This window comes from Streptomyces sp. NPDC087310, from assembly GCF_044744405.1.
GTDB lineage: Bacteria > Actinomycetota > Actinomycetes > Streptomycetales > Streptomycetaceae > Streptomyces.
Genome location: NZ_JBIUYF010000003.1, coordinates 522,109 through 538,477, shown reverse-complemented (window position 1 = coordinate 538,477; position 16,369 = coordinate 522,109). Strand labels below are relative to the sequence as shown.

Sequence of the window (16,369 nt, the reverse complement as noted above, 5' to 3'; positions counted from 1 at the left end):
GCACATAACGCACCGCCGCCGTGCGAACCGTTCCGATCTGCCGTCCCCCGGGAGGCAAGGGAGAGAGCCCCATGAGTCCAGTCGTCATCGCCGTGCTGGGGATCGTCGTACTCGTCGTTCTGCTGGCACTGGTCGTCATCACGCGCTACAAGGTCGCCGGCCCCAGCGAGGCGTTCATCGTCACCGGCCGGCGCGGCAAGAAGTCGACCGATCCCGACACAGGCCGGATCTCCATCGACAACAGCGGCCAGAAGGTCGTGGTGGGCGGCGGCGTCTTCGTCGTCCCGTTCGTCCAGCAGAAGTTCACCCTGGACCTGTCCAGCCGCCACATCCCGATCGCCGTGCGCGGCGCGGTCACCCTGCGCGGGGTGAAGGCCAACCTCGAAGGCGTCGCCATCGTCAAGGTCGGTGGTACGGAGGACTCCATCCGCGCCGCGGCCCAGCGCTTCCTCCAGCAGCAGGGCGGCATCGTCGGCTTCACCCAGGAGGTCCTCTCGGGTGCGCTGCGCTCCATCGTCGGCCGGATGTCGGTCGAGGACATCATCCGCGACCGCGCGGCCTTCGCCGGTCAGGTCGCGGAGGAGGCGGAGGCCAGCCTGTCCGGGCAGGGCCTGGTGCTGGACGCCTTCCAGATCCAGGACATCACGACCGAGGGCTCGTACCTGGAGGACCTCGGCCGCCCCGAGGCCGCCCGCGCCAAGCAGGAGGCCGACATCGCGGAGGCCGTCTCGCGGCGCGCCGCCGAACAGGCGCGGCTGAAGGCCGAGGAAGAGATCGCGATCGCCCAGCGGACCTTCCAGCTCAAGCAGGCCGAGATCAAGGCCGAGACGGACGAGGCCGTGGCGCGGGCCGCCGCGGCGGGGCCGCTGGCCCAGGCGGCGCGTGAGCAGGACGTGCTGATGGAGCAGGAGAAGGTCGCCGAGCGCCAGGCCGCGCTGACCGACCGCGAGCTGGACACGAAGGTCCGTAAGCCCGCCGACGCCGCGCGCTACCAGGCCGAGCAGGAGGCCGAGGCCCGCCGTATCGCCCTGGTCAAGCAGGCCGAGGCGGACGCCGAGCGCTCCCGCCTCACCGGTGAGGGCGAGAAGGCGCACCGCGCCGCGCTCGCCGCCGCCGTACGGATCGAGGGTGAGTCGGAGGCCGCGGCGATCGCCGCCAAGGGGTCCGCCGAGGCGGAGGCCATGCACAAGAAGGCGGACGCGTTCGCGCGGTACGGCGACGCGGCCGTCCTCCAGATGCTCGTCGAGGTGCTGCCGTCGGTGGTGGCGAAGGCGTCCGAGCCGCTGAGCGCGGTGGACAAGATGACGGTCATCTCCACGGACGGCGCGGGCCAGCTCGCCCGTACGGTCGCGGACAACGTCGCCCAGGGCGTCGAACTCCTCAGCTCCACCACGGGCGTCGACCTCGCGGAGCTGCTGAAGGGCATGGCGGCGGGGAAGTCCCTGACCACGGCCCCCGCGGCGGCGACGACGGCGACCGGGGCGGGCGCGGCTTCGGGCACGGCTGCGGGCGCGGCTGCGGGCGCGGAGTCCAACGGGACGGCGCAGGGCGGCCGTATCGAGGTCACGGACTGACCTTCCGTCCTTCTGTACGGACGAGGGGCCCGGTCGGCGGGGAAGCCGGCCGGGCCCCTTTCTTCTCGTCTCTGCCTATCGTCTCTGCCTACCGCCGGTACGGGGACTACCACTGGTACGGGAGGTACTTCCCGTCGAGCGTGATGACCACCCGGTCGCCCGCCGGGTCGGGCACACGCTTCACGTCCAGCCGGAAGTTGATGGCGCTCATGATGCCGTCGCCGCACTCCTCGTGGATCAGCTCCTTGATGGTCGGCCCGTACACCTGGATGACCTCGTAGAGCCGGTAGACGGTCGGATCGACCGGTACGGCCGCGTCGAGCGCGCCGCGCGTGGGCTGGAGGCGGAATGCCTGCACGGCGTCCTTGCCGAGATCGAGGAGCGACGCGGCGGCCTCGGCCTGCTCCGTGCTCATCGGGTGCTGGCCGAGCAGCGCGGCGGTGGTCCAGGCCACGGGCCGGCCGACCGCTTCGGCGAGCTGCGCCCAGGTCAGACCGAGTTCGGCCTTGGCGCCACGGACTGCTTCCGCTGCTTGCTGTTTGGTGAGCATGGGGAGAAACGTAGGAGTACGTCCGGGCTCACGCAACGGTGCGAAGCCCGGACGGGGCCGGACAGCGGGGCGGGGCCCGGGGAGGCCGAAACGGGGCGATGGCCCGGCCGTGGCGGTCACCGAAGTGCCGTACGGCCGGGCCACCGCCCGAGGACTCTGCACACACGACCGCCTCTGCCGAAGGGGCCGGGCCACACGCTCATCGCTTGAACGCGTCCTTGGTCTTCTCGCCCGCCTCGCGCAGGTCACCCTTGGCGCGCTCGGCCCTGCCCTCGGCGGTCAGCCGCTCGTTGCCGACCGCTCGACCGACGGTTTCCTTGATCGCGCCCTTGACCTGATCGGTCTTCGCGGAGGTTTTCTTGTCGGCGGTCATGTCGCGCTCCCTCACTGTGTCGAAATCGCTGACGCCAGCCCGTCTGCCCGAGCCCTCCAGGGGCAAACCACCCCACTTTCACGATCATCCGTTCGAGTCGGATGTCATCTGGCCGTGACCGAACGCGTTTACGGCCTCGCATCTCGGTAACACTCCGTAGCAGCGAGCCTCTGCGGCTCCATAGCTCCATAGCTCCGCAGCTCTGCGAAAGGCGGGACCCATGTCTGTGACCACACTCGCCGTCCTGGTGGTGCCGGTGGCGATCATCACCGCGCTGCTGCTCGCCCGCCCGGTCTCCGCCCGGACGGCCGACGAGGGCGGCCTCCGCAAGGATTTACGACAGCGCTTCGGCCCCGAGTTCGACCGGGTGACCGCCCGTCACCACGGCGACCCGAAGGCGGCGGAGCGTGAACTGGCCGCGCGGCTGCGGCACTTCCGCGGTCTGCGCCTCAAGGACCTGTCCGAGCCGGAGCGTGCGCAGTACAGGGCGCAGTGGGACGGCCTCCAGGAGCAGTTCGTCGACTGCCCCGGCGCGGTCGCGGCGAAGGCGAACCTGCTGCTGAACCGGCTCGCGACAAGCCGGGGTTACCCCGCCGAGTCCCGTGCCCTCCAGTTCGAGGCGCTGTCCGTGCACCACCCGGAAGAGGTGGAGGGCGCCCGGCTGCTGGACGCCGCGGCACACCAGGCCGGTACGGGTACGGGTACGGAAGCGGGGGACGCCGAGACGATGCGGCACGCCATGGTCGCGGGCCGGGCGCTCTTCGACGTACTGATCGCACCACCGGCACACACGCCGCCGTCACCGCACGCCGCGCACCACATACCCTCCTGAGCCGGAACCGGGGCCTGGGCCTGAACCGGGGCGGGTGCCGGGGCGGGTGCCGATCCTGCCCCGCCGGCTCACAGCTCCTCGCGGAAGTCGGCGAGGATCCGCAGGGTCCGCCGCGCCGACTCCGCGTGCGCGGCCATGCGGTCCATCGCCTCCTTGTGCTCCGACACCTCGCGGCGGCCGTCGAGGTAGAGCGCGCCCGTCAGATACTCGACGTAGACCATGTCGGGCATCTCGGGGACGGCGAAGCGGAAGACGACGAAGGGGCTGTACGTGCCGGGGTGGTGCCCGGCGGCGAACTCGGCCAACTGAAGGGTCACGTTCGGCAGTTCAGCCGCTTCCAGCAGCCGGTCGATCTGTGCCCGCATCGCGGCGGGCGACCCGACGCGGCGCCGTAGCACCGTCTCGTCCAGGATCGCCCAGAAGGCGGGCGCGCCGGGCTTGGTCAGCAGCGTCTGTCTCTCCATACGGAGGGCGACATGGCGGTCGATCCGGTCCGGGTCGCTGCGGCCGACCTCGCCGTTGGTCAGGATCGTCCGGGCGTACTCCTCGGTCTGGAGGAGGCCCGGCACGAAGTGCGGCTCGTAGCACCGGATGGTTCTGGCGGCCTCTTCGAGGCTGACGTGGCCGCCGAACCAGTCCGGCAGTATGTCGTGGAAGCGCTGCCACCAGCCCGGCCGGTTGGCCTCCTCGGCGAGGTGGAGGAAGGTCGCCACCTCCTCGTCGGGCACGCCGTACGCCGACAGCAGGAGCTGTACGTACGGGATCTTGAGCCCGACCTCGGCCATCTCCATCCGGCGGATGGTGGCAGGCGCGACGCGCAGCAGTCTGGCGGCCTGGTCCCGGCCGAGGCCGGCTCTCTCGCGGAGCGCCTGGAGCTGCTTGCTGAGGACGAGTTGTCCGATCGTCGGGGCAGACCGCGGCTCACTCATGCCCTACCCCCGAGCTGCGACATGCGGGCAGTGTGCCACAGGAAAGTGATCGTGGACACAGTCACACCGGATATGACGTCGGCCTGTGGTGAGGGTGTGGTCAGCCGGTGGATTCGGTGAATTTCCCGGGGTTTTCGGGCTCCTTGCGGGCGGTGATCAGCTCGTGGAGGTACGTCTTCGTGATGTGCCCGCCGTACCGGCCGTCGATCAGCGCACGAAGGTCCGCGAGCAGCCCGCGCCGCGCGACGGGTTCCAGGGCGCGGTGCCCCGAGTACGTCAGCAGCACGTCGATGTACGTGTCGGCGGAGTACGTGATCTCCCGCGTCCAGCGCGCCACGGACACCGGCCCGAACCGGTCGGAGCCGGCCTGCTCGCCGGTGTCGGTCGCGACCAGTTCCGCGCGGCGCGGCCGCAGACCGGGCGGGGTCGCCGGGTCCCAGCGTTCGTAGCACTTCTGGGCGTCCGCGAAGAAGTCGTCGTCGCTCCGGGTCGTCTCGGAGGCCACGTGGTGCGTGGTGACCAGCGCCAGCAGGCCGCCGGCGCGCAGCGCGTCCGCCGCCCTGGCCAGGCGTACCGCGGGGTCGAGCCAGTGGAAGGCGGTCGCGACGACCATCAGGTCGTACGGCTCCGGAGGCGGCGCCCACGTCTCGAACGGCGCGACCACGACCTCGGCGGCCGGGAACGGCCGCAGGTTGCGGGCCGCGACGGCCGCGAGGGACGGGCCCAGCTCCACGGCGGTGATCCGGCAGCCGTACCGGGCCAGCGGTACGGTCAATTGCCCGGTGCCAGGCCCCACTTCCAGGACCCGGCGGCCGGGCCCGAGGCGCGCCAGCGCGGCCAGTTCCCCGACCAGCGGGGCCGGGTAGGCGGGGCGGGCCCGGTCGTACCGGTCGGCGTCCTCGTCGAATGTGTCCCGTAGCACAGTGCCCTCGTCTCCCTCTCGATGCCGTCCGGTACGACGCGCCGGTCACGGGGCGTCAAGGTGAACCTTCGGGGTCCGCAGGAATATCTTCGGGTGTCCAGGGGATGGAGACCGCCGGTTAGCATCGACGGACTGCCTTCCGCGGTTTTCCGTGGTCTTCCGCTGTATTCCGCTGTCTTCCGGCTGCTTTCGCCGCCCTTCGAGTGCTGGAGTGATCTGGACGTGTCCCGACCGCGTGTGGGTGTGGCCGTGCTGACCATGGGAACCCGGCCCGTCGAGCTGCGTGCTCTGCTGGACTCCGTGGCCAAGCAGCAGGAGGCCGCCGCCCGGATCGTCGTCGTCGGCAACGGCTCCCCGCTGCCCGAGCTCCCCGAGGGCGTCATCGGGGTCGAGCTGCCGGAGAACCTCGGCGTCTCCGGCGGCCGCAACGTCGCCATGGAGAAACTCCGCGAGGCCGGTGACGTGGACATCCTCGTCGACCTGGACGACGACGGGCTGCTCATCGAGGCCGATGTGATCACCCGGATCGCCGATCTGTACGAGGCGCGGCCCCGGCTCGGCATCGTCAGCTTCCGGATCGCGGACGAGACCGGCTACACCGCGCGGCGGCACATCCCCCGGCTGCGCGCGAAGGACCCGATGCGCGGCGGCGAGGTGACGACCTTCCTCGGCGGCGGGCACGCGCTGTCCATGGCGATGCTGGCGGAGACCGGCGGCTGGCCGGACGCGTTCTTCTTCACCCACGAGGAGACCGACCTCGCGTGGCGCGCGCTGGACGCGGGCTGGACGATCCTCTACGAGCCGGAACTGGTCCTCCAGCACCCGCGCACCTCCCCCGCCCGGCACGCCGAGTTCTACCGGATGACCGCCCGCAACCGCGTCTGGCTGGCCCGCCGCCACCTCCCCGCGGTCCTCGTCCCGCTCTACCTCGGTACGTGGATCCTGCTCACGGTGGCGCGTACGCGGTCGGTGAGCGGGCTGCGCGCCTGGTTCGGCGGGTTCTCCGAGGGCGTACGCACGGCGTGCGGGACGCGCCGCCCGATCCGCTGGCGGACGGTACGGCGCATGACGGCCCTGGGCCGCCCGCCGGTGATCTAGAGCACCGACGGGCCGGGGCGGCGTCTCACTTGTGCTGGACCGGCGGGCAGGTGCCGGTGTCCTCGCCGATCGAGTTGATCTCGGCGTTCGACCGCGCATCGCCCGCGTAGTCGATCTGGTCCGTGCACTTCACGTCGGACTTCTTCGGGGTACCCGACGCCGGGCCGGCCTGCTCCGTTCCCGACGGCTCGCCGGCCTGCTCCGGCGCCGGGCAGGTGCCGGTGTCCTCACCGATCGTGTTGATCTCGGCGTTCGACCGCGAGTCCCCCGCGTAGTCGAGCTGATCCGTGCACGCGACCCCGGACTTCTTCGGGGTTCCCGACGACGTGCCGTCGGCGGAGCTGTCCTTCGACCGGGAGGAGTCACCGGCGCTGCCCGAAGAGGCGGTGCTGTCCGATGACACGGTGGTGGAGACGGACGTACCGGGCTGCGGGTCACTCGACGGGTCGCAGGCCGTGAGCGACAGGCCGACAGCCACAGCGGCGAGGGTGAGCACCGAGATCTTCCGGACGCGCATAAAACTTCTCCTCCGAAGGCGTTCTCGCTCCTGGTGAGCGGATCTTCCGCCCTGACAGACACGAGCGCCGCCGGTCCCGTTCCTGGACGCGGGGCGTTAAGACACGCCTGTGACAAGGGAACAAACCGCCGGTGACGTACGGCCCGTGGCACGGGAGGCCGGGAGGCCCTTACGCGGACTCCAACAGCTCCTTGAGCCGGGCCAGGTCGGCGGCGACCATGCCAGCGTCACGCTCGATGTCGGCGTCGCTCATCTCCGGCTGCCGGCGCAGGGTGAACACCACCTCGCACCCCGTGCCGTCGGCGATCACGCGGACCGGGTTGTGGACGGTCTCCCCGGACGGGAGGGTGACGTCGTGGTCGAGCACACCCAGCTCGTTCCGTGGGACGAAGGCCACCACGACCCGTCCCAGAGGGGAGGAGTCCGCGATCCACTGATCTCCGACCTTCTCGATGGAACCGCCCAGACCACGAGCCCACGCGGGCAGGTTGGCCGGGTCCGACGCGTAGGCGTAGACCTCGTCGACGGAGCGGTCGATATGGACGCCGATGTGGCGTGATTCCTTGCCGGTGCTGATCATGGCGGCGATGGTAGTGGCCCACCGCCACCGCCCTCTTGAACGAATCGGACGCCGCGCCCGGGAGCGGGGACTACGCTCCGGCGATCTCCCGCCGGAGCTGCTGGGTGAAGCGGCGGAGGAGGTCCAGCGTCTCTCGGTGCTCCTCCTTGCGATCGTCCCTGCCCTCGCTGGGCCGAGTGGCCCAGACCCGGCGCGCGAGAGCGTCGGCGAGTTCGACGGTGTCGCCGTCGCACAGCAGGTAGAGGGCCGACCGCGCCTCCTGCATCCGGTTCGCCAGCTCGTTGGCCCCGGCCCCGTCGTCACCCAGCCGTGTTTCCCGCAGGTGGTCGAGCAGTTGGGCCACGGCGGTGCTGAAGCCGACACCGGCCTTGAGTTTCTGTTCGCGCAGCCACATGCGGTCCTGACGGCGCGCGGTGAACCACACGCCGAACACGGCCCCTACGAGACCGAATCCGGCCCCGATGGCCACGGAAAGGATGTTCCCCACGGTCAGCTCCCCCGGTGCGTGGACGGGGCCAGGCTACAGAGATCGCCTGTCGCGGGCAGCCCTCAGGTCAGCCCTCCCACGGCGAGTCCACAATGGTCCGGACGAAGTCGCCCCGCTGGAAGCCGGGCACGAAGTGCTCCAGCACGTCGGCTTTCACGTTGCCGAACGTCGTCTCCGGCTTGGAGCGGATGCCCTCGGTGAAGGCGTCCAGGATGCGGCGCTTGAAGTCGGGGCGCGGGTGCAGGGCCACGATGGCGGCGCGGTCCTCGGCGGATACGGTCTCGTATCCGATGCCCAGGACGTCGTACTCGACGCCGGCGGTCACCAGCGCCACCTCCGGTTCCATGTACTGCGGAATCCCGGGGGTGGTGTGCAGGGCGATCGCCGTCCAGACCCGGCGGACGCTGTCCTCGGGCAGGCCGTGAAGGTGCAGGAACCGCCTGGCCTCGTCGGCGCTGTCCACCTCGAACCGCCGGCCACTGGCGCGGAACTCCTCGTTCAGGCCCACGTCGTGGAACATGGCCGCCAGATACAGCAGTTCCGCGTCGAACCCGAGGTCGCGGTTCCGGCCCTGCAAGCTGCCGAAGTAGTACACCCGACGGGAATGGTGGTAGATGAGCTCGCTGGTGGTGTCACGGATCAGCTCCGTCGCCTCCCGCACCAGCTTCGTCCCCGGCACCGTCACGCCCGCGGCCGTCACTCGGTCGATCGCCATGGTTCAGCTCCCCGGTCTGTCCGTTCCCCCATGGATGTCCCACAGATATCCCACAGATGACGACACGCACCCCGGCGACCCGCGGAAGCGGACCCCGCACGCCGACCCGGTCACGGCGGGACCCGGCGGGACCCGGCGGCCTCAGTCGGCGAGGGCCTCGGCCATGGCGTCGAGGTCGGCGAGCAGGGCGGCGAGGCGCCGCTGGGGAACGGCCTCGATCATGCGCACCTCGATGGCGTACACGCTCTCGCGGGCCACGTGCAGGCGCTGCTGTCCGGCGGGGGTGAGGTGGACGGGCAGGGCGCGGCCGTGGTCGGTGACGTCGGCCCGGGTGATGAGTCCGGCGTCCTTCAGACCGCGCAGCACGACGTTGGCCGACTGCCTGGTGACGAAGGTGCCACGCGCCAGGTCCGCGTTGGACAGGCCCGGCTGCTCGTCGAGGAGTTCGAGACAGGAGTACTGCGGGACGGTGAGGTCGTGCTCCCGCAGAGCCTTGTCCATGGCGCTGCGCAGGGCGGCCGAGGCACGTTTGAGGCGGTACCCCACGTGTTCGGTGACATCGCGGGCGGGATGGGGCGGGGGCGGACGGCGTTCCATGTCAATATTTTGACATGCGTACGGCCTGGCGCCCACCCTTCCCTCCACAAGCATTGCGCACCTCCAGGAGGGGTAGAGCTTCCGCATGAGTGGCGAAACAGGCTTCCGCAGCCTTGATGGCCTGCTGCTCCGGGGGAGCGTGGTGCGTCCCGCCGGTGCACCACGTGGCGCGGCGGTTCTGGTCCATGGCGGTGGTGCGACGCGGGAAGAGAGCGGGTTCTTCGGCCGCCTCGCCGATGGCCTCGCGGGTGCGGGAGTCGGCTCCTTGCGGTTCGACCTTCGCGGGCACGGAGAGAGCCAGGGGCGCCAGGAAGAGCTGACGATCGCGGGGATTCTCAACGACATCAGAGCGGCCACCGATCACGTCCGTACGCTCATGGAATGCGGTCCCGTGCATCTGATGGGCACCAGCTTCGGCGGAGGCATCTGCGCCTTCTTCGCGGCGAACCGGCCGCATGAGGTGAAGAGCCTCACCCTCATGAACCCTCTGCTGAACCACAAGAAGCGCTTCATCGATGACAAGCCCTACTGGAACAGCGACAGAATCGACGAGCACGAGGGTACGGAGCTGACAGCCCGCGGATTCCTGGAGCACTCACCGACCTTTCGGCTCGGGCGCGCGCTGCTCAATGAGGTCTTCCATATGGAACCGCATCGCTCACTTGAAAGAATCGAGACTCCCACGCTCATCATCCATGGAACGCAGGACACCTTCATTCCGGTGGAGAGCTCCCGGTCCGCCGTCAGTTCCCTGAAAGGGGAATCCCGGCTCCTTGAGATTGAGGGAGCACAGCACGGATTCGCCGTGCATAACGACCCTGCATATGCGCATCCACAGACCCAGGAGTGGCAGGCGTCCGTGATCGGAGCGGTGGCCGATTGGGTTTCCGTGAACCAGTAGTTTCGCTCCGCGAGCTCACCCTGCAAGGGCATCTCGCAGCTCTCTCGCAAGGGTTCGATTTTCCACGGCCCGCGAAGACCTCGTCGGCGGCTGGTGGACCACCGGCGGACGCTTCCTCCACCTCGGCCTCATCGCCTGCGGGCCCCACCCCCTGCGCCCCCACCCCTGCCCGGTCCGGCGACAGGGGTGACGTCGGCCGGTGGGGGTGGGGTGGGGGTGAGGAGGGACAGTTGGGTGGCGGTGTCGGTGGTCGGGTCCGGGTGGTAGATGACGAGGGTCTGGCCTGCCGTGCCGCCGATGGCCAGCCTTTCCCGGTTCAGGCGCAGGGGGCCGGCCCGGGGGTGGTCGAGGTGCTTGGGGGCGCCTTCGCACGCCTCTACGTCGTGGCGGGCCCAGAGGCGGCGGAAGCGGGGGCTGGCCTGGGAGAGTTCGTTGACCAGTTCGGTGAAGCGGGGGTCGTCCGTGTCGGTGCCGACGGACTCGCGGAAGCCGGCGACCATGCCCTCCGTGGCGCTCTCCCAGTCGGGGTAGAGGTCCCGCTCGGCGGGGTCGAGGAACGCGTCCCGCAGGCGGTTGGCCCCCGCCGTGAGGCGCGGTGACAGGGCGGTCGCCTGGGGGTTGGCGGCGAGGACGTCGAAGTAGCGGCTCTCGACCAGGGCGGGGAGCGGGAGCGTGGTGAGGAGCTGGGCGATGCCCGGGGGGACGGTCTCCCGCAGGGGGCGGCGCCGGGGCCCGTGCCGGTGCCGGGGGGTGTCGGCGCCGAGGCGCAGCAGGTGCGCCGTCGCGTCGTCGTCCAGGCGCAGTACGCGGGCCAGGGATTCCAGGACCTGTACGGAGGGGTTGCGGTCGCGGCCCTGTTCCAGGCGCAGGTAGTAGTCGGCGCTGATCCCGGCGAGCGTCGCGACCTCTTCCCGGCGCAGGCCCGGCACGCGCCGTACCCCCACGGCGGCGATACCGGCCTGCTCGGGGGTGACGAGTTCGCGGCGTGCGCGCACGTACTCACCCAGCAGGTTCGGTCCAGCGGTCATATCTTCACGGTAATCCACCCGGCCGCGCGCGTGCCTGGTCCTGTCACCCCCAGGATCGCGGGGGCTCTGGCCGGGGCGGGGCCCGGGAGGCAGCGTGGTCGGCGGCCCACCGGGGCCGAGATCTTCCGCCCGGCGCGGGCGGGTACAGCGTTCAAGGAGCTACGACCATGTCGACGTATCTGCTGGTACACGGTGCCTGGCACAGTGGAGAGGTCTGGGAGCGGGTGGTCCCGTTGCTGGAGTCCGCCGGGCACCGGGTGTTCGCACCGTCACTGACCGGTTACGGGGACACGGCGCATCTGGCGAGCAGCGCGACGGGGCTCGACACGCACGTCGACGACATCGTCGGGCTGATCACCGAGGAGGACCTCACGGAGGTGATCCTCGTGGGCCACAGCTACGCCGGGCTGGTCATCTCGTCCGTGGCCAACCAGGTCCCCGACCGGATCGCCCGTCTGGTCTACCTCGACGCGATGGTCCCCGAGGACGGTGAGAGCGCGGCCGATGTCCAGCCCGTGAGCCAGGCCCTGATCGACCTCGCCCTGGCGTCGGAGAGTGGCTGGCGGATTCCGCCGCTGCCCGAACTGCCGCCGCCCTCGGGTCTGTTCGGGGTCACCGATCCGGCGGACGTCGCCTGGCTGCGTACGCTGCTGTCGGACCAGCCGGTGCGCTGCCTCCAGCAGCCGGTCCGGCTGGACAACCCGGCCGTGAACGCGATCCCCCGGACACACATCCACTGCACGGTCGGCGTGCCGGAGGGCATCGCCCGGCGCCCGGTCCCCGCGACGCAGCCCAACGGTTCCCCGGCCCAGGTGTGGGAGTTGGCGACCGGCCACGACTGCATGATCACCATGCCGGTGGAGCTGGCGGAGCTCCTGCTGAAGCTCGGCTGACCCGCTCTCCCCGGACATGGCGGTGGCGGGCCGTACGTTAGGTTTGCCTTACTTGGTCCGGGGAAGAATCCGGGCTGCCGTCAGGGAGGCCCGCCACCGTGTCCACACCGTTCACCCGCCGTATCTCCGTGGCAGCCGCCGTCACCGCGCTCGCCGTCACGCTCACCTCCTGCGGCGGCGACGAACCGGCCGGCAAGGGCACGGGCCAGGGCGCCGACGGCGCGTCCGGCGGCGGCGCCACGCACACCGTCGCGACCGTCATGGGTGACGTGAAGGTGAAGGACGCGCCGAAGCGGGTCGTCGTGCTGGACACCGACGCGCTCGACTCGGCCGTCAGCCTCGGGGTCACCCCGGTCGGGGCCACCACCGTGGTCGACAAGGCACCCTTCTCCACCTACCTGCCCGCCGACCGGCTCAAGGACATCAAGCCCGTCGGGCTGATCGCGCAGCCCAACCTCGAAGCGATCGTCGCGCTGAAGCCGGACCTGATCCTGAGCAGCAAGGTCCGCGACGAGAAGAACTACGAGGCGCTCTCCGCGATCGCCCCCACCGTCTTCTCCGACACCACCGGCCCGTCCTGGCGGAAGAACTTCGCGCTGCACGCCGACGCGCTCGGCAAGAAGAACGAGGCGAAGAAGGTCGTCTCGGCGTACGAGGCGCACGCCGAGCGGGTGACCGAGGCGCTCGGCGGGCCTGCGGCGGCCAAGCGGCTCAAGGTCGGTTTCGTACGGTTCATCGAGGGCGCGGACACCCGGCTCTACCTCAACGACACCTTCGTCGGCTCCCTCTTCAAGGACCTCCAGGTCGGCCGCCCCGCCAACCAGGACAAGGACGGCTTCTCCCTCGACGTCAGCCCGGAGCAGATCGACCAGGCCAACGCGGACGTCCTCTTCTACTCCACCTACGGGGACGCGAAGAAGGCCAAGGAGACCGACACCACCGGGGGGCCGCTCTGGAAGAACCTGGACGCGGTGAAGAAGAAGACGGCCTTCAAGGTCGACGACAACCTGTGGATGCTCGGCATCGGCTACACCGGCGCCGGCCAGATCCTCGACGCCGTCGAGAAGAGTTACGAGTCCGCCGCCCGGTAGGGGGGACAGGGGGAGGGGGAGGGGGAGGGCTGGAGCGTGGTCAGTCGGCGTCCGACGCCGCCACCGGGGCCAGGGGGTTGGCGACCGTGCCGTGGAAGGCGTCGCCCCCGAGCCGTTCGCGGTTGAGGGCGGCCCGGCCGAACGACGGGGCGAGCAGCCCGAACGACGCGTAACGGTCGGCGAGTTCCGGGAAGCGCGCGTGGTAGCGCTCGATCTCGGCGCGTACGAGCGCCCAGAAGTCCCGTGCCGGCACGCCGAGTCGGGCGGCGGCCTGCGGCGCGAGGAAGCGGAAGTGCCCGGCGAAGAGCGTGCTGAGGAGTGAGTGCGCCAACTCGCCCGCCGGCCGGCGCGGCAGGCCGGCGGGGGACTCCTGGTCGCCCCGCAGGACGGTGACGCTCTCCGCGAAGTCCTTGACCGCGATCCCGATCGGGATGTCATGGCCGTCGAAGATCACGACGGTGTTCCCGCCGTGCGGGTGGAAGGCCACGCCGTACCGGTAGAGGTGGTGCAGCAGCCCCGGCAGCAGCGCCGCGAAGAACCGTTCCAGCCAGGCCCGCGCGCCGAGCCCGGAGCGCGCCACCAGCTCCTCGGCGAGGGTGCGCCCGTCCGCCCCTCCCAGCAGCAGGGACGCCACCGTACGGGCCCGCTCGCGCTCGCGCAGCAGCGTCGCGACGGGCTCGCGCCAGACCGCGCCGAGGAGTTCGTGGTAGCGGTACGGGGCGTCCCCGACCTCCCCGTACAGCGGGTGGCGGACGGTGACGGACGCGACCTCGGCCAGCGGGTGGAAGCGCAGCTCGTCCCGGAGGTACGGGTCGCCCTCGCGCACCTCCCGCAGCCACGCGCTCACTTCGGGCGCCGCCCCGGTCGGCCCGGCCGGCAGCCCGCGCCAGGCCCCGGAGTCGCGGAGGAGGAGCGGCAGCTTCACGACGCGGCGGTGCGGGCGGTCGAGGTTGGCGAGGGTACGGACGGGGCGGAGCGGGCGGTACCGGTCGGCGCTCTGGCCGAGCTGGACGATCCGGCCGTCCACCAGGTACGGCGCGAAGAGCGTGGCGACGGCCTCGTCCCACTGGTACGGGTGCACCGGCAGCCAGACGAACGCGTCCGCCTCGAACCCGCTCTCCGCGCACGCCTGGTCGAGCGTGGCGGCGAACCGTTCGCGGGTACGCGGGTCGAGTTCCTCCGCGAGCAGCCGCTCGGCGGGGAGCCCCTGAGGTCCGTCGAGCGCGCGGACGCCCGCGTACGTGGCGAGCCCGGAGTGGACGGCCGCCCACGTCAGCCGTACGGCACGGGCCGCCTCCGGCCCGTACGCGGCGGCGTCGGACGCGGAGAAGCCGACGCGGCCCTTGTCGAGCAGCACACTGGGGTGACCGTCCTGGTACGCCTCCAGGTCGAGATGGCCGAGGTCGGCGAGGTCGGCGGCGGGCAGCGCGCGCCGGACGGCCTCGGCGTCGGCGCGGCGGGTGGCGGTCAGCTCGCGGAGCGCCTCGGCGAGAGTGGGGCCGTCCCAGCCGAGGGCGGTGCGGGCGTCGAGCAACAGCCGCTCGGGGCCCGCCTCTTCGGCCGCGCCGGGGTGGCGGCGGAGGCTGTCGGGGTCGATGTGCCAGGCGTCGAAGGCGGAGCGCGTGGCGCGGAAGGTCCAGTGGACGCCGTCGTCGAAGTCGAGCCGGTAGACGTCCCCCTGGGCGCCCTCGGGGAAGGGGGCGTCGCTCTCGCACGCGACCGGGACGAGCAGTTCCTCGTACGCGAACTCCTCCACGGCCTTGACCAGCAGCCGCCGCCCTGCCTGCGCCCAGGCGTCGCGGGTGGGGTGGTTCATCAGGGGCTCCCCTCGGGGTCGGAGGCCGGTGCCTCCGGGGCGCCGAAGGTCGTCCACGCCGCCCGCTCCGGCACCCGGAGCACCGTCCGGCCCGCCACCGCGTTGAGGATCGTCGCCGCCCGCCACGCGCCCAGGGTCAGATCGGGGGCGCCGACGCCGTGCGTGTGCAGTTCGGCGTTCTGGACGTACAGCGCGCCGGATATCCGCCGGTCGAGCGCGACGCGGTAGTCGCCGTCGATGCGGTAGCGGCCCCGGTCGTCCCAGTCGACCAGCTTCGCCAGACCGTCCAGGAAGCCGGGGCGAGCCGCCGCGTACCCGGTGGCCGAGACGACCGCCGACGTCCGCACCTCGAAGAGCCGGTCCTGCTGGGTGTGGCGGCACGTCAGTACGTAGGCGTCGCCCGCACGCTCCACCGCCTCGACGGCAACGCCCGGATGGAGCGCGGCGCGCGGCTCCGTACCGCCGATCGTCCGCTCGTACAGCTCGTCGTGTATCTCGCCCAGCGTCTCCTCGCTGACGCCCTTGTAGAGCTGCCACTGCTCCCGTACGAGGCTCTCGCGGCGCGCTTCGGGCAGGGCGCGGAAGTAGCGGATGTAGTCGGGGGTGAAGTGCTCCAGGCCGATCTTGGAGTACTCCATGGGCGCGAACGCGGGCGTACGCGCCAGCCAGCGCACGTACGGGCCGCCCGCGCCGCCGCCGTCCTGGTGGCGCAGCAGGTCGAGGACGACCTCGGCGCCGGACTGGCCCGCCCCGAGCACCGTGACGTCGTCGAGGCCGGCCAGCCGGGCGCGGTGGGTGCGGTAGTCGGCGCTGTGCAGCACCCGCGCCCCGGTCCCGTTCCCGCCGCCCCTGTCGCTGTCGCTGTCGCTGTCGCTGTCGAGATAGGGGCGGAGGGGGTCCGGGACGACCGGGTTCGTCCCGACCCCCAGGACGACCTGCCGCGCCCGTACGGACGAGACGGTGCCGTCGGACGAGCGGTGGGTCACGAGGAAGGCGTCGGAGCTCTCGTCCCACGTCAGGTCGGTGACGCGCGCGTCGAAGCGGCAGGACGGCAGGTTCTCGGTGACCCAGCGGCAGTAGTGGTCGTACTCGCGGCGGGGTATGTGGAAGCGCTCCGAGAAGAAGAACGGGAACATCCGGTCGTGTTCACGGAGGTAGTTGAGGTACGACCAGCGGCTGGTCGGGTCCGCCATGGTCACCAGGTCGGCGAGGAAGGGGACCTGAAGGATCGTTCCTTCCAGCAGCAGCCCCGGATGCCAGGAGAAGGCGGGCTTGGCGTCGAGGAAGAGCGTACGCGGCCCGGCCCCGGGGACACCGTCCGCGAGGGCGGCCAGCGAGAGGTTGAACGGGCCGATCCCGACCCCGACGAGGTCATGGATGTCGTCGCGGTCGTGAGGAGTCGTCACTGCTGGTCCTCCGCAAGGGAGTGGGGACGGGAAGACGGACGGGGAGATACGGACAGGGCG

The 16,369-nt window shown here is 71.2% G+C and carries 18 protein-coding genes; 6 read left to right on the top strand and 12 right to left on the bottom strand.

Annotation, left to right across the window (positions count from 1 at the left end; genetic code table 11):
• Positions 1 to 71 precede the first annotated feature (71 nt).
• Positions 72 to 1,574 carry a flotillin family protein gene (locus ACIO3P_RS12975; RefSeq protein WP_401849232.1) on the top strand — a complete coding sequence of 501 codons (1,503 nt, stop codon included), beginning with the start codon at positions 72 to 74 and terminating at the stop codon, positions 1,572 to 1,574.
• A gap of 106 nt (positions 1,575 to 1,680) precedes the next feature.
• Here ACIO3P_RS12975 and cynS read toward each other — a convergent pair whose 3' ends face one another.
• Positions 1,681 to 2,124, bottom strand: a complete 444-nt coding sequence (gene cynS / locus ACIO3P_RS12970) for a cyanase (RefSeq protein WP_329824349.1) — start codon at positions 2,122 to 2,124, stop codon at positions 1,681 to 1,683.
• A 199-nt stretch (positions 2,125 to 2,323) separates the two neighbouring features.
• Positions 2,324 to 2,497, bottom strand: coding sequence for a CsbD family protein (locus tag ACIO3P_RS12965; RefSeq protein WP_329824350.1), 174 nt, complete (start codon positions 2,495 to 2,497; stop codon positions 2,324 to 2,326).
• A 220-nt stretch (positions 2,498 to 2,717) separates the two neighbouring features.
• On the opposite strand from ACIO3P_RS12965, the gene ACIO3P_RS12960 reads away from it, so the two are divergent.
• A complete protein-coding gene (locus ACIO3P_RS12960) occupies positions 2,718 to 3,329 on the top strand; it encodes a hypothetical protein (RefSeq protein WP_401791684.1) in 612 nt (203 codons plus the stop codon).
• 68 nt (positions 3,330 to 3,397) lie between these two features.
• Here ACIO3P_RS12960 and ACIO3P_RS12955 read toward each other — a convergent pair whose 3' ends face one another.
• The gene (locus tag ACIO3P_RS12955) at positions 3,398 to 4,258 is read right to left on the bottom strand and encodes a helix-turn-helix domain-containing protein (protein ID WP_401849230.1); all 861 of its coding nucleotides are present in this window, start codon (positions 4,256 to 4,258) and stop codon (positions 3,398 to 3,400) included.
• Positions 4,259 to 4,358: 100 nt separating this feature from the next.
• A complete protein-coding gene (locus tag ACIO3P_RS12950) occupies positions 4,359 to 5,180 on the bottom strand; it encodes a class I SAM-dependent methyltransferase (RefSeq protein ID WP_401791682.1) in 822 nt (273 codons plus the stop codon).
• Positions 5,181 to 5,402: 222 nt separating this feature from the next.
• Here ACIO3P_RS12950 and ACIO3P_RS12945 point away from each other — a divergent pair, with 222 nt between their 5' ends.
• A complete protein-coding gene (locus ACIO3P_RS12945; protein WP_329824354.1) occupies positions 5,403 to 6,278 on the top strand; it encodes a glycosyltransferase family 2 protein in 876 nt (291 codons plus the stop codon).
• 25 nt (positions 6,279 to 6,303) lie between these two features.
• Here the strand turns inward: ACIO3P_RS12945 and ACIO3P_RS12940 are convergent, their stop codons facing one another.
• The 5 genes from ACIO3P_RS12940 to ACIO3P_RS12920 form a co-directional block, all read right to left on the bottom strand.
• The gene (locus ACIO3P_RS12940; protein WP_401849228.1) at positions 6,304 to 6,795 is read right to left on the bottom strand and encodes a hypothetical protein; all 492 of its coding nucleotides are present in this window, start codon (positions 6,793 to 6,795) and stop codon (positions 6,304 to 6,306) included.
• Positions 6,796 to 6,964: 169 nt separating this feature from the next.
• The gene (locus tag ACIO3P_RS12935) at positions 6,965 to 7,375 is read right to left on the bottom strand and encodes an SRPBCC family protein (protein ID WP_401849227.1); all 411 of its coding nucleotides are present in this window, start codon (positions 7,373 to 7,375) and stop codon (positions 6,965 to 6,967) included.
• A 70-nt stretch (positions 7,376 to 7,445) separates the two neighbouring features.
• Entirely contained in the window at positions 7,446 to 7,862 is a 417-nt protein-coding gene (locus ACIO3P_RS12930; RefSeq protein ID WP_329824357.1) for a hypothetical protein, read from the bottom strand.
• A 67-nt stretch (positions 7,863 to 7,929) separates the two neighbouring features.
• Positions 7,930 to 8,577 (bottom strand): HD domain-containing protein, encoded by a 648-nt coding sequence (locus ACIO3P_RS12925; RefSeq protein ID WP_401791679.1) that lies wholly within the window; start codon positions 8,575 to 8,577, stop codon positions 7,930 to 7,932.
• Between the two features lie 141 nt (positions 8,578 to 8,718).
• Positions 8,719 to 9,174, bottom strand: coding sequence for a MarR family winged helix-turn-helix transcriptional regulator (locus tag ACIO3P_RS12920; RefSeq protein WP_401791678.1), 456 nt, complete (start codon positions 9,172 to 9,174; stop codon positions 8,719 to 8,721).
• 85 nt (positions 9,175 to 9,259) lie between these two features.
• Between ACIO3P_RS12920 and ACIO3P_RS12915 the strand changes: the two genes are divergently transcribed.
• On the top strand, positions 9,260 to 10,075 hold the full coding sequence (locus ACIO3P_RS12915; protein WP_401849224.1) for an alpha/beta hydrolase: 816 nt from the start codon (positions 9,260 to 9,262) through the stop codon (positions 10,073 to 10,075).
• 128 nt (positions 10,076 to 10,203) lie between these two features.
• On the opposite strand, the gene ACIO3P_RS12910 is transcribed toward ACIO3P_RS12915, so the two are convergent.
• Positions 10,204 to 11,103, bottom strand: coding sequence for a helix-turn-helix domain-containing protein (locus ACIO3P_RS12910; RefSeq protein WP_401849223.1), 900 nt, complete (start codon positions 11,101 to 11,103; stop codon positions 10,204 to 10,206).
• Positions 11,104 to 11,270: 167 nt separating this feature from the next.
• Between ACIO3P_RS12910 and ACIO3P_RS12905 the strand changes: the two genes are divergently transcribed.
• Complete coding sequence (locus ACIO3P_RS12905; RefSeq protein ID WP_401849221.1) at positions 11,271 to 11,996, top strand: alpha/beta fold hydrolase; 726 nt, start codon at positions 11,271 to 11,273, stop codon at positions 11,994 to 11,996.
• Between the two features lie 98 nt (positions 11,997 to 12,094).
• Positions 12,095 to 13,087 (top strand): ABC transporter substrate-binding protein, encoded by a 993-nt coding sequence (locus tag ACIO3P_RS12900; RefSeq protein ID WP_401849220.1) that lies wholly within the window; start codon positions 12,095 to 12,097, stop codon positions 13,085 to 13,087.
• Between the two features lie 40 nt (positions 13,088 to 13,127).
• Here ACIO3P_RS12900 and ACIO3P_RS12895 read toward each other — a convergent pair whose 3' ends face one another.
• Complete coding sequence (locus ACIO3P_RS12895) at positions 13,128 to 14,903, bottom strand: IucA/IucC family protein (protein WP_401849218.1); 1,776 nt, start codon at positions 14,901 to 14,903, stop codon at positions 13,128 to 13,130.
• The gene (locus ACIO3P_RS12890) at positions 14,903 to 16,309 is read right to left on the bottom strand and encodes a lysine N(6)-hydroxylase/L-ornithine N(5)-oxygenase family protein (protein WP_401849216.1); all 1,407 of its coding nucleotides are present in this window, start codon (positions 16,307 to 16,309) and stop codon (positions 14,903 to 14,905) included. The genes ACIO3P_RS12895 and ACIO3P_RS12890 overlap by 1 nt, the downstream gene beginning before the upstream one ends.
• Positions 16,310 to 16,369: the final 60 nt, after the last annotated feature.

Bases quoted from the DNA above. Each gene is read 5' to 3' on its own strand.
- ACIO3P_RS12960 (WP_401791684.1), top strand. From the start codon at position 2,718: ATGTCTGTGACCACACTCGCCGTCCTGGTGGTGCCGGTGGCGATCATC.
- ACIO3P_RS12915 (WP_401849224.1), top strand. From the start codon at position 9,260: ATGAGTGGCGAAACAGGCTTCCGCAGCCTTGATGGCCTGCTGCTCCGG.
- ACIO3P_RS12965 (WP_329824350.1), bottom strand. From the start codon at position 2,497: ATGACCGCCGACAAGAAAACCTCCGCGAAGACCGATCAGGTCAAGGGC.
- ACIO3P_RS12955 (WP_401849230.1), bottom strand. From the start codon at position 4,258: ATGAGTGAGCCGCGGTCTGCCCCGACGATCGGACAACTCGTCCTCAGC.
- ACIO3P_RS12905 (WP_401849221.1), top strand. From the start codon at position 11,271: ATGTCGACGTATCTGCTGGTACACGGTGCCTGGCACAGTGGAGAGGTC.
- ACIO3P_RS12910 (WP_401849223.1), bottom strand. From the start codon at position 11,103: ATGACCGCTGGACCGAACCTGCTGGGTGAGTACGTGCGCGCACGCCGC.
- ACIO3P_RS12920 (WP_401791678.1), bottom strand. From the start codon at position 9,174: ATGGAACGCCGTCCGCCCCCGCCCCATCCCGCCCGCGATGTCACCGAA.
- ACIO3P_RS12925 (WP_401791679.1), bottom strand. From the start codon at position 8,577: ATGGCGATCGACCGAGTGACGGCCGCGGGCGTGACGGTGCCGGGGACG.
- ACIO3P_RS12940 (WP_401849228.1), bottom strand. From the start codon at position 6,795: ATGCGCGTCCGGAAGATCTCGGTGCTCACCCTCGCCGCTGTGGCTGTC.
- ACIO3P_RS12935 (WP_401849227.1), bottom strand. From the start codon at position 7,375: ATGATCAGCACCGGCAAGGAATCACGCCACATCGGCGTCCATATCGAC.
- ACIO3P_RS12895 (WP_401849218.1), bottom strand. From the start codon at position 14,903: ATGAACCACCCCACCCGCGACGCCTGGGCGCAGGCAGGGCGGCGGCTG.
- ACIO3P_RS12975 (WP_401849232.1), top strand. From the start codon at position 72: ATGAGTCCAGTCGTCATCGCCGTGCTGGGGATCGTCGTACTCGTCGTT.
- cynS (WP_329824349.1), bottom strand. From the start codon at position 2,124: ATGCTCACCAAACAGCAAGCAGCGGAAGCAGTCCGTGGCGCCAAGGCC.